Genomic DNA, 14,570 nt, shown 5'->3' on the forward strand with positions numbered 1-14,570 from the left:
AGCCCCATGCCGCCCCTGAACCCCCTCGTCGCGCGAACCGCTGCCCCGCCGGTGATGGAGGCCCGCCGCTGGCTCGCGGGCGTCGACATGCCGTCGGGCCGCCCGCTCATCAACCTCTCGCAGGCCGCCCCCGTCGAGCCGCCGCCCGAGGCGCTGCGCGAGGCGATGGCCGAGATGGTGCGCGCCGAGGACGACACCCACCTCTATGGCCCGGTCCTCGGCCTGCCCGCGCTGCGCTCGGAGATCGCATGGCGCTGGTCGGCGGCCTACGGCGGCGCGATCGAGCCCGAGGACGTGGCGATCACCGCCGGCTGCAACCAGGCCTTCGCCACCGCGATCATGACCCTCGCCGAGCCCGGCGACGCGGTCCTCCTGCCCGTGCCTTGGTACTTCAACCACAAGATGTGGCTCGACCTCTGCGGCATCGAGGCGATCCCGCTGCCCTGCGACGACGCGATGCTGCCCGACCTCGCGGCCGCGGCCGCTCTCTGGACGCCGCGCACCCGCGCCGTCGCCCTCGTCACCCCGAACAACCCGACCGGCGCGGAATATCCGCCCGCCCTCATCGCGGGCTTCGCCGAGCTCGCGGGCTCCCGCGGCGGCGCCCTCGTCCTCGACGAGACGTATCGCGATTTCGCGAGCTCCACCGAGCGCCCGCACGACCTCTTCACCGACGCGGGCTGGCGCGACACGCTCATCCACCTCTACTCGTTCTCGAAGTCCTTCCGCCTCACCGGCCACCGCACCGGCGCGATGATCGCCTCGCCGGACCGCCTGGCCGAGGCCGAGAAGATCCTCGACACCGTGACGATCTGCCCGCCGCAACTGGGCCAGAAATCCGCCCTCTGGGGCCTGCGCAACCTCGGCGACTGGCTCGCCGCCGAGCGCCTCGAAATCCTCCGCCGCCGCGACGCCGCCTTCGCCGCCCTTTCGGCCCTCCCCGGCTGGCGGGTCTTAGGCTGCGGCGCCTACTTCGCCTACGTCGAGCACCCGTTCGACATCCCCTCGAGCGAGCTCTGCCCCAAGCTGGTCCGCGACCAGTCCCTCCTCATGCTCCCCGGCACCATGTTCGCCCCCGATGGCGACGAGCGCGCCAAACGCCAGCTCCGGCTCGCCTTCGCCAACGTCGGGGTGGAGGGGCTGGGGGTGCTGGGGGAGAGGCTGGCGGGGGTGGGGGAAAAGGTGGGATAGGGCTGAGATTGCTCCGTCTGTTTTAGGAGTGGCAGGGAGGCACTAAGACCGCGCACTATCGCAGGCTTTGCAGCGCAGGCGAAGAATCGGCGCAGCCACGCCGCGGCGCCCTTGTCCACCGGGACCGGGTCGAAGGGGGCCGCTTCACACCAAACCGGAACGCCCCACCGACACGGATGCTTGGACGACGTGGCGATTTCCGCTACATCTCGACCCATGAACGCCCGTCTCGACACCGCCCTCACTGAAGCCCGCGCCGCGCTCCCGCCCGACGCGCAAGACGGGCTCGCCGCGCTGATTGAGGCCTACGTCGCGACCCACGCCGCGCCGCCCGCATTCAACGATGCGGAGCGTGCAGAGATCGTGCGGCGTCATGCGGCACCGTTCGATCCGGCCTCCGAGGCCGAAGTCCGGGAGTTCTTCGCCCGCCATCGCGGCTGAGTGATTGGCCCACGTCCGGTTCAGCCGACAGGCGCTCGCCGATCTCGCCGGCATTCACGCGTGGCTCACCGAGCGCAGCCCTGCCGCCGCTGGCCGGGTTATCGCGGCGATCGAAGCGAGCGTCACGCTTCTCGCAGACCATCCCGCCATGGGCCGGCGCGAGGAGCGTGGTCTCGGCCGGATCCTGATCGTCCCTCGCTATGGCTACGTCGTTTCCTACCGGGTCACGGGAGATGCGGTCGAGATCCTGTACGTCTTCCATCCGAGCCGAGACCGGTAGGGGTCATCGCACGATCTCTCAGTCGGCCTTTCCAGTCGGCTTCGCCCTGCCCATGGCGCGGAACCACTTCACCAGGGGCCGTGCACGCGCGGTGCATGTGCCGTGCGAACTTGGGCTCGCATCCTCACACCGCGGTCAACGCGCCGCGCCCGACACTTGCCACCCGGGCGATCACCGCGTAGACCCGGGCCACCTTTTCCCCGGCCGGTGGACTGCGATGCTCGGAAGCTTCCGTAACAACAAGCGCTCGGGCATTTTCGTCTGGGCGTTGATGGTGGCGATCATGATCGGCCTCGCCGGCTTCGGCATCGGCGTGGGCGGCGGCCTCGGGGGCGGTGCCGACATCGCCACGGTCGGTGATCAGAAGGTCACCGCCGACGACTATGTCCGGGCGATGCAGCAGGAACTGCGTGTCGTCCAGGAGCAGGTGGGCCGCTCGCTGCCCATGGCCGAGGCGCGCAAGTACGGCATTGACGGCATGGTGCTCGGCCGGCTGGTGAACGATGCCACCCTCGACGGCGAGGCGGAGCGGCTCGGCATCTCCACCGGTGACGATGCGGTCCGGGCGCAGGTGCTCGCGACCCCGGCCTTCCAGGGCGCGTCGGGACAGTTCGACAAGGCGACCTACGAGGCCGCGCTGCAACGCGCGGGTCTGCGGGCCGACCAGTTCGAGGCGCTGCTCCGGGCCGAGGCGTCGCGCAACCTTCTGGCGAGCGCTATCCCCGCCGCCGCGCAGGTTCCCGCGACGGAAGCCGAGACCATCCTGTCATTCCTCGGTGAGAAGCGCACGTTCGAGTGGATCCGGCTCGACGCAACGCAGCTGCCCGCGCCGATCCCGGCGCCGACGGACGCCGATCTCACCGCGTTCCACGACGCCCATGCGGCCGATCGCTACACCCGCCCGGAGACGCGGCAGGTGAGCTATGCCTCGGTCAGCCCCGAGACCCTCGCCGCGACGATCGAGATCCCGGACGCCGACCTGCGCGCCGCCTACGACGCCCAGCCCGAGCGCTTCCAGACGCCGGAGCGCCGCGCCCTGGACCGCATCGCCTTCGGCACGCTGGAGGAGGCGACCGCCGCCAAGGCCCGGCTCGACAAGGGTGAGATCGACTTCGACGCGCTCGCCACCGAGCGCGGCCTGAAGCCCGGCGATACCGATCAGGGCACCGTCACCGCCGCCGACGTCGCGGACTCAGCCCGGGACGCGGTCTTCGGCGCCGCCGGCCCCGGCATCGTCGGCCCGGTCGAGACGCCGCTCGGCCCGTCGCTCTACCGGGTGAACGCCGTGATGGCCGCAAAGACCGTGCCATTCGAGGAGGCGAAGGCCGAGCTTGCGAAGACAATCGCCCTCGAACACGCGAGGAAGCAGATTTCCGACGACGGCCCGCACATCGAGGATCTGGTGGCCGGCGGCGCGACGCTCGAGGAGATCGCCTCCGAGACGGTGATGGAGCTCGGCCACATCAGCCTGAACGCCGAGACGACGGGCGGCATCGCCGCCGACCCCGCCTTCCGCACCGCCGCCGATCAGGCGAGCGTCGGCGAGGAGTCCGACCCGATCCAGCTCGCCGACGGCGGCATCGCCACGCTGCGCGTCGACAGCATCGACCCGCCAGCCGCGATCCCGCTCGCCGAGATCCGCGAGCGCGTGGCGGCCGACTGGACTTCGGACCAGACTGCGACGGCGCTCCAGAAGCTCGCCGATGCCGATGTCGCGACCCTGACGGACGGCACCGGCCTCGCCGAGCTCGCCAAGCGGCTCGATGTCGCGATCCAGACCGCCGGACCGCTCACCCGGGGCGACACGCTGCCCGGCGCTCCGGCCGAGCTCATCGCCGACATCTTCGCCGCCGCGCCGGGCGGCGCCGTCAGCCGCCGGGACGGCGATACGGTGATCGTCGCGGTCCTGACGGGCACCACGCCGCTTGACCTCGCAGACCCGGCCAACACCCCGATCCTCGCCCGCCTGCAGCAGCAGTTCGACGAGCAGATCCATGGCGACATCCTCGCGCTCTACACCGGGGCGCTGCGCAACGCGGCCGGCGTAAAGGTCAACCAGTCGCTGGTCGAGTCGACCCTCTCGCGGTTCCCGTAAGCTCATGCAACTCCTGCCCGCCTTCGACGACTTCGCCAGCGCCTTCGACGCTGGCCGGAACCAGGTGGTCTACACCCGCCTCGTCGCCGACCTCGACACGCCGGTCTCGCTGATGCTGAAGCTGACCGAGGCGCGCAAGGACAGCTTCCTGCTGGAAAGCGTCACCGGCGGCGAGGTGCGCGGCCGCTACTCGATCATGGGCATGAAGCCTGATCTCGTGTGGGAGTGCCGCGACGGGGCGGCCCGGGTGAACCGCTCGGCGCGCTTTGATCCCGACGCCTGGCAGGACGTGGGCATCGACCCGCTCGCCTCGCTCCGCGAGGTGATCGCCGAAACCCGGATCGAGCTTCCCGACGACCTGCCGCCGATGGCCGCGGGGCTCTTCGGCTATCTCGGATACGACATGGTGCGCCTCGTCGAGCACCTGCCGGATGTGAACCCCGACCCGCTCGGGCTGCCTGACGCGATCATGCTTCGGCCCTCGGTCGTGCTGATCGTCGACGGGGTGAAGGGCGAGGTCACGGTGGTCTGCCCGGCATGGGCCGGCAGCGGGCTCTCGGCCCGTGCCGCCTATGCACAGGCGGCGGAGCGGGTGATGGACGCGGTGCGCGACCTCGACCGCACCCCGGCGCAACTGAGCCGCGACCTCGGCGCCGCCACGCCGGCCGAGCCGGTCTCGAACACCACCCATGCGCAGTATCTCGCCATGGTGGAAAAGGCGAAGGAGTACGTCCGCGCCGGCGACATCTTTCAGGTGGTGCCGTCGCAACGCTGGGCGGTGCCGTTCGAGCTGCCGCCCTTCGCACTCTACCGCGCGCTGCGGCGGACGAATCCCTCGCCCTACATGTTCTACTTCAACTTCGGCGGCTTTCAGGTCGTCGGCGCGAGCCCGGAAATCCTCGTGCGGGTGAAGGGCGATACCGTGACGATCCGCCCGATCGCCGGCACCCGGCGCCGTGGCGCCACGGCGGTCGAGGATCTGGCGCTCGAGGCCGAGCTGCTCGCCGACCCGAAGGAACGCGCCGAACACCTGATGCTGCTCGATCTCGGCCGCAACGATGTGGGCCGGGTGGCGCAGATCGGCACCATCGACCCGAACGAGCAGTTCATCATCGAGCGTTACAGCCACGTGATGCACATCGTCTCGAACGTCGACGGAAAGCTCTCGCCCGACCACGACGCGCTCTCGGCCCTCCTCGCGGGACTCCCTGCCGGGACCGTTTCGGGGGCGCCGAAGGTCCGGGCGATGCAGATCATCGACGAGCTCGAGATGGAAAAGCGCGGCGTCTACGGCGGTGGTGTCGGATACTTCTCCTCGGGCGGCGACATGGACATCTGCATCGCGCTCCGCACCGCCGTGGTGAAGGACGGGACGCTCTACATCCAGGCCGGCGGCGGCGTCGTCTACGACAGCGACCCGCAGTCGGAGTTCGAGGAAAGCGAGAACAAGGCGCGCGCCCTCCGGCAAGCCGCGCGTGACGCCGGACTCTTCACCGGCATTGGCCGCGGCAACTGATTTCCGGGGAAGACCCAGAGTGGCCCAGCCGTCCGACATCGACATCGCCCGCGCGGCTAGCCCGCGCCCCATCGCCGAGATCGCGGCCGGGCTCGGCATCCCCGAGACCGCGCTCCAGCCCTACGGGCGCACCAAGGCGAAGCTTGATCAGGCGTTTCTCGCCTCGCTCGCCGACCGGCCGCAGGGCAAGCTGGTGCTCGTGACCGCGATCAGCCCGACGCCCGCGGGTGAGGGCAAGACCACGACGACCGTCGGCCTCGGCGATGCGCTCTCCGCCCTCGGCCACCGCGCGGCGATCTGCCTGCGGGAGCCCTCGCTCGGCCCCTGCTTCGGCATGAAGGGCGGGGCGGCCGGTGGCGGCTACGCTCAGGTCATTCCCATGGAGGACATCAACCTCCACTTCACCGGCGACTTCCACGCGATCACCTCTGCCCACAACCTGCTCGCCGCGCTCATCGACAACCACATTCACTGGGGCAACGTTCTCGGCATCGACCCGCGCCGCGTCACATGGCGGCGGGTGATGGACATGAACGACCGGGCGCTGCGTGACATCGTGACCTCGCTCGGCGGGCCGCAGAACGGCCTGCCCCGGCAGAGCGGCTTCGACATCACCGTAGCCTCGGAGGTCATGGCGATTCTCTGCCTCGCCACCGATCTCGCCGATCTCGAGCGCCGGCTCGGCGCCATCGTCATCGGCCAGACCTACGACCGCCGTCCGGTGCATGCGCGCGAGCTTGGCGCCGACGGCGCGATGGCCGTTCTCCTCGCGCAGGCGGTGCTGCCGAACCTCGTCCAGACTCTCGAAGGCACGCCGGCCTTCGTGCACGGCGGCCCGTTCGCCAACATCGCCCACGGCTGCAATTCGGTCATCGCCACGCGCGCCGGCCTCGGTCTCGCCGACATCGTGGTGACGGAAGCGGGCTTCGGAGCGGATCTCGGCGCCGAAAAGTTCATGGACATCAAGTGCCGCGCCGCCGGCCTGCGCCCGGACGCGGCGGTCATCGTCGCCACGGTGCGCGCGCTCAAGATGAACGGCGGCGTGGCGCGCGGCGATCTCGGCCATGAGGACGTCGACGCGGTCATCCGTGGCTGCGCCAACCTCGGGCGGCACATCGAGAACGTGCACAGCTACGGCGTGCCGGTCGTCGTGGCGATCAACGGCTTCACCAGCGACACGCAGTCCGAGATCCGCGCCGTCGAGAACTTCGTCGCCCGGCACGGAACGCGCGCGATCCTCTGCAACCACTGGGCCGAGGGCTCGAAGGGCGCGCTCGACCTCGGCCGCGAGGTCCATCGCCTGGCGACATCGGGCGTCGCGCAGTTCGACCCGCTCTATCCCGACGACATGCCGCTTCTCGAAAAGATCGAGACGGTCGCCACCCGCATCTACCGGGCCGACGAGGTCATCGTGCCGCCGCGGATCCGCGGGCAGCTCGCGGCGTGGGAGGCCGAGGGCTACGGCCATCTGCCGGTCTGCATGGCCAAGACGCAATATTCCTTCTCGACCGACCCGACCCGGCTCGGCGCCCCGACCGGATTCGAGGTGCCGGTGCGCGAGGTGCGCCTCGCCGCGGGCGCGGGCTTCATCGTGGTGATCTGCGGCGACATCATGACGATGCCCGGCCTGCCCCGGGTGCCGGCGGCCGCCTCGATCCACCTCGATTCCGAGGGTCGGGTCGAAGGTCTGTTCTGAGGCGGCGCCGCGCCGGCTTGCCCCCGGGGAGCCATGGGTCTAAGCCCCGGCCATGACCACAAGCCATCCTGCCATGGCGCCGGTGCGCGCCGAAATCGACCGCCTCGATCGCGAGCTCGTGGCGCTCCTCGTCCAACGTGCCGCCTGCATCGACCGGGCGATCGCCATCAAGACGGTCGAGGGCTTGCCGGCCCGGATCACTCCACGTGTGGAGGAGGTCGTGGCCAATGCCCGCGCCGTCGCCGCAGACAGCGGCCTCGATGTCGCTTTCGTGGAAGCACTCTGGCGCCAGATCATCGAGTGGTCGATCGCCCGGGAGGAACGGGTGCTCGGCGAGAGGAACCCGCAATGACCGCAGACATCATCGACGGCAAGGCCTTCGCCGCCACCGTGCGCGCCCGCGTCGCGGCGCGGGTCGCCGAGCTTGGTGACAACGAGATGGTGCCCGGACTGGCGGTCATCCTCGTCGGTGACGATCCGGCAAGCCAGGTCTACGTGCGCAACAAGCGCAAGCAGACGATCGAGGCGGGCATGCGCTCCGAAGAGGTCCGCCTCGGCGCCGACACGTCCGAGAGCGAGCTTCTGCAGCACATCGCCCGGCTGAACGCCGATCCGACGATCCACGGCATTCTGGTGCAGCTTCCCCTGCCGCCGCAGATCGACACGCTGCGGGTGCTGGACGCGGTCGACCCGGCGAAGGACGTGGACGGCTTCCATGTGACGAACGTCGGCCGCCTCGCCACCGGGCAGGCGGCAATGGTGCCCTGTACGCCGCTCGGTTGCCTCATGCTCCTGAAGGACCGGCTCGGAAGTCTTGCCGGGCGCGAGGCGGTGGTGGTCGGCCGCTCGAACATCGTCGGCAAGCCGATGGCGCAGCTTCTCCTCCGGGAGAACTGCACGGTGACGGTCGCGCATTCGCGGACCCGCGATCTCGCGGAAGTCTGCCGCCGGGCCGAGATTCTCGTGGCGGCGGTCGGCCAGCCACGGCTGGTGAAGGGCGACTGGATCCGTCCGGGCGCGACGGTGATCGACGTCGGCATCAACCGGATCGAGGAAGACGGCAAGTCACGTCTGGTGGGCGACGTGGATTTTGCGTCGGCCATCGAGGTTGCCGGAGCGATCACCCCGGTTCCGGGTGGGGTCGGGCCGATGACCATCGCCTGCCTGCTGGCGAACACGCTGACGGCCTACTGCCGCCTGCACGATGTGCCGGAACTCGCCGGAGCGGCCTGAACCCGCCGGTCGCGCGCGACCGAGCGTCGCAGGCGCTCTGTCATGCACCAATTGCAGGAACTGTTTCGAGCGTGCGCAGTTCGATTACCATGCTGCACGACCGCTTCACCAGGCACACCCGGGCGGAGATCGAGAGCGCCCGCATCGGAATCGCCCGCGCCCGGCTCGATCGGGCGGAGCGAGCCGTCACGCTCCGCAGGTCCGAATATGCGACGACCTCCTGCGATGCGTGCACGCGGGAGGCCATGCTTCAGGTTCTGAAGCTTGCCGAGCGGGCGGTCTACAACCGCCGGCTCGAACTGGAACTGCTGCTTCGCACGCGGCGAGGCCGAACCCCGCCTCAGAACCGGCTGTAGGCCGCTTCACGCGCCACGTCACGGACGCTGGCACGCGACAGGCCGAGATCGGCAAGTTCGCGGCTGCTGAGCGACTGAAGCTCGATCAGGGTGTTCCGGTAGGCGCGATACCGTGCGAACGCGGCGCGGACACGGTCGATGAGGCCGAGTCCGCTGGCGGCAGCGGCGGAATTGGTAAGAGCGTGAGCCATGTGAGCCTCCTTGGCTGTCGTGCGGGACGGCGGTCCGTCCGCTGGCCATCTCGAGGCCGTCCGTGGCCTCGCTTCGTGACACCAAGATAGCCAGTGTGCTGCACTGCACAACGATCGTTTCGAGAAGCCTGCCATGCGCCCGGCGCAACACCTTCAGCGCTTCGCCAGCCTGAAAGCCTCCGCCGCGAGCCATCCGGCGGCGAACGCCACCAGCACCGCGAGAACACCGTAGAGGAGCGGCTGCTGTCGCGAGAGATTGTAGATCCACCGCTCGATCCCGGTCTTCTCCACGAGGATCGTCGTCTCCGCCGTGCTCAGGACCTTGCCCTGCCGGACCAGGAAGAACTGGGCGGCATAGTCGCCCTCGACGAGGTTCGACGGCATGTCGATGCGGGTCTGGAACAGCGTGTCCTCCGACAGGACCACGCTGCGGTCGAGTTCGGCATAGCTGCCGCTCTCGGTGCGCAGGCGGATGACGGCCGCGGTGAACGGCGCCGAGTCCTCGATCGTGTCGCTCCCCGCGACCCGGCGCACCGCCTCGTCCATGCCGATGCCGTATCGCAGCCGGTCGGTCTCATCGAGCAGCTCGGCCACCGGCCGCGTCGATGCGATGGCGTAGAAGCTTGGCGCCTGCCGCACCTTGAGGCTCGCGGTGTTGACCCAGATGCCAAGCACCCGCGACTTCCGCCGCACCGTCACCTGCCGCGGCGGGCCCTTGATCGTGATGACCACATCAAGCGGCCCGGCATCGGTCGGGATCGGCCCGTCCCGGCGGATCGCCCCGAAGACGAAGAGCTCCGAGCCGTTGAAGTTGGCGTTGAGCGCGATCTTGTCGGTGGAGATCCCGGTCACGACCGTCTCCTCGGCGAGCGCGGGCACCGCGAGGCAGAGGAACAGGAGCGCGAGAAGACGCAGCATCACGGGCTGGTGAGCGAGTAGAGATCATCCGGCGTCAGCACCAGATCCAGCGCGAGCTTCAGGCAGACGCCGATGACGAGGAGCGCGAGCAGGATGCGGAGCTGCTCCGCCCGGAGCCGCGCCGCGAGCGCGACGCCGACCTGTGCCCCGATCACGCCGCCGACCAGCAGGATGACCGCGAGGAGCACGTCGACCGAGCCGCTCTGCAGCGAGTGCAGGATCGCGGTGAAGGCGGTGACGAACAGGAACTGGAACACCGACGTCCCGACGACCACCTTGGTCGGCATGCCGATCAGATAAATCATCGCCGGCACCATGATGAAGCCGCCGCCGACCCCCATGATCGCCGCAAGGACACCGACGACCAGCCCGATCACGAAGGGCGGGATTGCGCTCACGTAGAGCTTCGAGGTGTGGAACCGCATCTTCAGCGGCAGGCCGTGCGCCCAGGTGTGGCGCTTGCGCCGGACGAGCGCGGCGTTCGGATCCTTGGCCCGCCGCAGCGTGCGCACGCTTTCGACCAGCATCAGCCCGCCGACGGTGCCAAGCATCAGCACGTAGAGCAGGCTCACCACCAGCTCGAACTGACCCTTGGAGCGCAGGATCTCGAAGGCCCGCACCCCGAGGAAGGATCCCAGAAGACCGCCGACGAGCAGCACGCTCCCCATGCGGAAATCCACCGTCTTGCGGCGCATGTGGGCGAGGAAGGCGGAGAACGACGACCCGGCGATCTGGTTCGCCGCCGAAGCAACGGCGACGGTCGGCGGGATGCCGATGAAGAACAGGAGCGGCGTCAGGATGAAGCCCCCACCGACGCCGAAAAGCCCGGAGAGCAGCCCCACCATCGCACCGATGACCAGAAGCCCCAGCCCATTGACCGAGACTTCCGCGATCGGGAGATAGATCTGCATGATACCGTAGGCGCCGGGGTCGGGGGAGTGGCCCCGAGCCTAGCCGCTGGATCCCCGTGGGGCCAGCACGAAGCCGTCATGTTACGCGAAAGCCCGCTCCTGTGGCCCCAGAGACTCAGGCAGGACCCGATCGGCGGCCTCAGCCGAGCGTTCGGAGGTAGCGCCGCAGCACCCGCTCGAGCTTCGCTGCCCCGAGCGGCGCCATCGCCTTGGTGTGCTCGTGGCTGATCGCCTCGTTGCTCATGCCCGCGGCCATGTTGGTGATGGTCGAGATCGCGGCGACCCGGAGCCCGAGGAAGCGCGCGAGAATCACCTCCGGCACCGTCGACATGCCGACCGCGTCGGCGCCGAGGATCCCGAGCGCCCGGATCTCCGCCGGCGTCTCGAAACTCGGACCGGAGTACCAGGCATAAACCCCCTCGGGCAGCGCCACGCCCTCCTCGGCCGCCGCGGCCGAGAGCGCGGCACGGATGCCGGGATCATAGGCGTCCACCATGTTCACGAACCGCGCGTCGGTCGGCTCACCGAAAAGCGGATTCGTCCCGGCGAAGTTGATGTGATCGGCAATGAGCATCAGCTCGCCCGGCGGCACCTCGGGCCGGAACGAGCCGGCCGCGTTGGTCAGGAGCAGCGTCTCGACCCCGAGGTCACGCAGCGTCTCGAGCGGCGCGCGCATCACGCCCGGATCGCCCTTCTCGTAGTAGTGCGTCCGCCCGCCGAGCACCGCGACCCGCACGCCCTCCAGATCGCCCACCACCAGCCGGGGTCGGTGGCCGGAGACCCCCGCGTGCGGAAAGCCGGGAAGATCGGCGTAGTCGATCGCCACGCCCTGCACCGCGTCGGCGAGATGGCCGAGCCCGGAGCCGAGGATCAGCCCGAGGCGCACGGGCGCGGCGCCAGCGCGCTCTCGAATGGTCTTGATGGCGGTCATGGGGATCAGCGTTCCTTGACGTAGGGCCGGCCGCCGGCCCTGGGCGGGATCGCCTTGCCGACGAAGCCCGCGAGAATGACGACCGTGAGGATGTAGGGCAGCGCCTGCATGAGCTGCACCGGCACGACCCCGACCCCGGGGATGGTGATTGCCTGATAGCGGATGCCGATCGCCTCCAGCGCCCCGAAGAGCAGGCAGGCCCCGAGCGCCGGCCATGGCCGCCACTTGGCGAAGATGAGCGCCGCGAGCGCGATGAAGCCCTTGCCCGCAGTCATCTCGCGGTTAAATCCCGCCGCCATCGCGGTGGAAAGGTAGGCACCGGCAAGGCCGCAGAGCACGCCCGCGATCACCACCGCGCCATAGCGCAGCCGCACGACCGAGACGCCCGCGGTATCGACCGCGGCCGGGTTCTCGCCCACCGCGCGCAGCCTGAGGCCGAAGCGCGTGCGATAGAGCACCCACCAGGTGAGCGGCACCGCCGCCAGCGCGCCATAGACGAGGAGGTTGTGGCCGGAGATGACGTGCCGGTAGAGCGGTCCGAGCAGCGGTACCGACGCGAGCCGATCCACGAAGGGCCAGCTTATCCCGAGGAACCGCTGGCTCGCCTGCAACTGCGGCGTCTGGCCGCCCATGCCGAACCAGTTCTGGCCGATGAGCGCGGTCAGTCCCGAGGCCAGGAAGTTGATCGCCACCCCGGATATCAGCTGGTTGCCCTTCAGCGTGATGGACGCAAGCCCGTGGATCAGCGCGAGGCAGACCGACGCGGCGATGCCGGCAAGCAGCCCGATCCACGCCGAGCCGGTGACGGCGGCGACCGCCCCCGCCGCGAAGGCCGCCGCGAGCATCTTGCCCTCGAGGCCGATGTCGAAGATGCCTGCCCGCTCGGAATAGAGCCCGGCGAGACAGGCAAGCAGCAGGGGCGTCGCGAGGCGAAGGCTGGCGCCGGCAAGCTGAAGGATGGTCTCGAGATCCATCACGCGGCCCTCCGGCGCAGGAACAGCCGCTGCACCGGCAGGCGCACGAGGTTTTCGAGCGCGCCGGTGAAGAGGATGACCAGCGCCTGAATGACGACGATCATGTCGCGGCTGATCGAGGGCATGTCGAAGGCAAGTTCCGCGCCGCCCTGATAGAGCATCCCGAAGAGGATCGCCGCGAGCACGACCCCGACCGGGTGCGAGCGGCCCATCAGCGACACGGCAATGCCGACGAAGCCCGCACCGGCCACGTAGTCGAGCACCAGCCGGTGCTGAAAGCCCATCACCACGTTCAGCCCCATCATCCCGGCCATGGCGCCGGAAAGCAGCATGGCGACCATGGTGATTTTGACCGGGCTGATGCCGGCATAGACCGCCGCGGGCTCGGAATGGCCGAAGGCCCGGATCTCGTAGCCGAGCCGCGTCCGCCAGATCAGCACCCAGGTCAGGAACGCGGCGACGAGCGCGAGGATCCCCGAGAGGTTCAGCGGCGTCTTCGAGACGCTGACGCCGACGCGGCCAAGCATCTCCTGCATGGTGGGCAGGAACGTCCCCGGCGGAAAGCCCGCGGTCTCCGGCGCCATCGAGCCCGGCACCTTCAGCACGTTGACGAGCAGGTAGACGATGAGCGCCGAGGCGATGAAGTTGAACATGATCGTGGTGATGACCACGTGGCTGCCGCGCTTTGCCTGCAGATAGGCCGGGATCGCCGCCCATGCGGCGCCGAAGAGACCCGCCCCGAGAATGGCGACCGGCAGCGCCAGCCACCATGCGGGCCACGGCAGCGCGAGGCAGACGAGCGCCACCCCGAGGCCACCGAGCTGCGCCTGTCCCTCCGCGCCGATGTTGAAGAGCCCGGCGTGATAGGCGATCGCGACCGAGAGCCCGGTGAAGACGAAGGTGGTGGCGTAGTAGAGCGTATAGCCGATGCCGTAGGACGACCCGAGGCTGCCCACGAGCAGCAGCCGCATCGCCTCGATCGGATTCTCGCCGATCACGAGAACCACGAGCCCCGCGACGAAGAACGCGAGCGCAAGGTTCAGGAGCGGAATGAGCGCGAAATCGACCCAGCGGGGAAGCGCGGACTTCATGCCTCTGGTTCCCGCTTCCTCGGTCTCGGCAGGCCGCTATATAGTCCGTCGATGTGCTCAAAAAGGCCAGGCTCAACACTGCGCCACAAAGGGTCGAGATGAAACTTCACCCCTTCCCGCCGTGCAAGTTTGGCAGCGGGTACGAAATCACTGTCACCTGCTATCAGAACGATGGTCCCAACTTGCCGCTTAAGCGTGAGTGAAGCGATATCGAGCCCGATCCGCATATCCACCGCCTTTTGTCGGAACGTCGGCCGAAAATCGGCATCCTCAAGCGAGGGAAACTCTCTCTCGCCCTTCACAAGAGCAGTGAGCACTGAGGGCTTCAGCTCCCAGAGGCTTGCTGGATCGCGCCGGACCTCGCCGAGACGAACCGCCATGTTGGCCGTCTTCCGAAGCATGTCGTGGAGCGCGAGCTGAAAGCGTGCAACGTCGGACTTGGCATAGTCGATCGCCTTTCGGCTGATCGGAAGATGGCCCCGGTCAAGATAGGGCCGCGCATCGTAGTAGAAGGAACGGTAGAGCAGCGAGCGTGCATGCGACCTCCGCTCGATCTTATTGATCCGGTCCAGATGCGCCGTGATCATCCGCTTGATCGTCGTACAGACAGCCACTGGATCGCTCATGTCGATCCCGGGTCGGAGCGCAGGGAGGCGCTTAATGAAATAACCGCCGTCGATAAGGATGGCGACCTGGCTCATTGGGCGACTGGAAGGCAAAAAGCCCCAAGGGGTCGGCGCGTCCCT

16 protein-coding genes are annotated in these 14,570 nt (G+C 69.0%); 9 read left to right on the plus strand and 7 right to left on the minus strand.

From position 1 onward, the window contains the following. Nucleotides 1-6 precede the first annotated feature (6 nt). The 9 genes from HNP73_RS06365 (at nt 7) to HNP73_RS06405 (ending at nt 8,808) form a co-directional block, all read left to right on the plus strand. Nucleotides 7-1,191, plus strand: coding sequence for an aminotransferase (locus tag HNP73_RS06365; protein WP_184147740.1), 1,185 nt, complete (start codon nt 7-9; stop codon nt 1,189-1,191). 180 nt (nt 1,192-1,371) lie between these two features. Next, nucleotides 1,372-1,632, plus strand: a complete 261-nt coding sequence (locus HNP73_RS06370; RefSeq protein ID WP_184147741.1) for a hypothetical protein — start codon at nt 1,372-1,374, stop codon at nt 1,630-1,632. Nucleotides 1,633-1,636: 4 nt separating this feature from the next. Beyond that, entirely contained in the window at nt 1,637-1,912 is a 276-nt protein-coding gene (locus HNP73_RS06375) for a type II toxin-antitoxin system RelE/ParE family toxin (RefSeq protein WP_184147742.1), read from the plus strand. A 217-nt stretch (nt 1,913-2,129) separates the two neighbouring features. Beyond that, the gene (locus HNP73_RS06380; protein WP_184147743.1) at nt 2,130-4,007 is read left to right on the plus strand and encodes a SurA N-terminal domain-containing protein; all 1,878 of its coding nucleotides are present in this window, start codon (nt 2,130-2,132) and stop codon (nt 4,005-4,007) included. 4 nt (nt 4,008-4,011) lie between these two features. Next, nucleotides 4,012-5,523: an anthranilate synthase component I gene (gene trpE, locus HNP73_RS06385; protein WP_184147744.1), complete on the plus strand. Its 1,512-nt coding sequence runs from the start codon at nt 4,012-4,014 to the stop codon at nt 5,521-5,523. Between the two features lie 19 nt (nt 5,524-5,542). Further along, complete coding sequence (locus tag HNP73_RS06390; RefSeq protein ID WP_184147745.1) at nt 5,543-7,219, plus strand: formate--tetrahydrofolate ligase; 1,677 nt, start codon at nt 5,543-5,545, stop codon at nt 7,217-7,219. 52 nt (nt 7,220-7,271) lie between these two features. Further along, nucleotides 7,272-7,571 (plus strand): chorismate mutase, encoded by a 300-nt coding sequence (locus HNP73_RS06395; protein WP_246399550.1) that lies wholly within the window; start codon nt 7,272-7,274, stop codon nt 7,569-7,571. Continuing rightward, nucleotides 7,568-8,452 carry a bifunctional methylenetetrahydrofolate dehydrogenase/methenyltetrahydrofolate cyclohydrolase FolD gene (gene folD, locus HNP73_RS06400; protein WP_184147746.1) on the plus strand — a complete coding sequence of 295 codons (885 nt, stop codon included), beginning with the start codon at nt 7,568-7,570 and terminating at the stop codon, nt 8,450-8,452. Before HNP73_RS06395 ends, folD begins: the two co-directional genes overlap by 4 nt. A gap of 71 nt (nt 8,453-8,523) precedes the next feature. Next, complete coding sequence (locus HNP73_RS06405; protein ID WP_184147747.1) at nt 8,524-8,808, plus strand: hypothetical protein; 285 nt, start codon at nt 8,524-8,526, stop codon at nt 8,806-8,808. Here the strand turns inward: HNP73_RS06405 and HNP73_RS06410 are convergent. From HNP73_RS06410 to HNP73_RS06440, 7 genes are all read right to left on the minus strand, one after another. Next, nucleotides 8,793-8,999, minus strand: coding sequence for a DUF1127 domain-containing protein (locus HNP73_RS06410; RefSeq protein WP_184147748.1), 207 nt, complete (start codon nt 8,997-8,999; stop codon nt 8,793-8,795). The two genes, HNP73_RS06405 and HNP73_RS06410, sit on opposite strands and share 16 nt — an antisense overlap. 153 nt (nt 9,000-9,152) lie before the next feature. Beyond that, a complete protein-coding gene (locus tag HNP73_RS06415; RefSeq protein ID WP_184147749.1) occupies nt 9,153-9,917 on the minus strand; it encodes a TIGR02186 family protein in 765 nt (254 codons plus the stop codon). Next, entirely contained in the window at nt 9,917-10,828 is a 912-nt protein-coding gene (locus tag HNP73_RS06420; protein ID WP_184147750.1) for a sulfite exporter TauE/SafE family protein, read from the minus strand. The genes HNP73_RS06415 and HNP73_RS06420 overlap by 1 nt, the downstream gene beginning before the upstream one ends. A 139-nt stretch (nt 10,829-10,967) precedes the next feature. Then, nucleotides 10,968-11,759, minus strand: a complete 792-nt coding sequence (locus tag HNP73_RS06425) for a purine-nucleoside phosphorylase (protein ID WP_184147751.1) — start codon at nt 11,757-11,759, stop codon at nt 10,968-10,970. Between the two features lie 5 nt (nt 11,760-11,764). Continuing rightward, on the minus strand, nt 11,765-12,733 hold the full coding sequence (locus HNP73_RS06430; RefSeq protein WP_184147752.1) for an ABC transporter permease: 969 nt from the start codon (nt 12,731-12,733) through the stop codon (nt 11,765-11,767). Beyond that, nucleotides 12,733-13,824 carry an ABC transporter permease gene (locus HNP73_RS06435; RefSeq protein WP_184147753.1) on the minus strand — a complete coding sequence of 364 codons (1,092 nt, stop codon included), beginning with the start codon at nt 13,822-13,824 and terminating at the stop codon, nt 12,733-12,735. Before HNP73_RS06435 ends, HNP73_RS06430 begins: the two co-directional genes overlap by 1 nt. Beyond that, complete coding sequence (locus tag HNP73_RS06440; protein WP_184147754.1) at nt 13,821-14,525, minus strand: NYN domain-containing protein; 705 nt, start codon at nt 14,523-14,525, stop codon at nt 13,821-13,823. The genes HNP73_RS06435 and HNP73_RS06440 overlap by 4 nt, the downstream gene beginning before the upstream one ends. Between the last annotated feature and the right edge of the window lie 45 nt (nt 14,526-14,570).

Source organism: Amaricoccus macauensis, from assembly GCF_014201905.1.
GTDB classification, from domain to species: Bacteria; Pseudomonadota; Alphaproteobacteria; order Rhodobacterales; family Rhodobacteraceae; genus Amaricoccus; species Amaricoccus macauensis.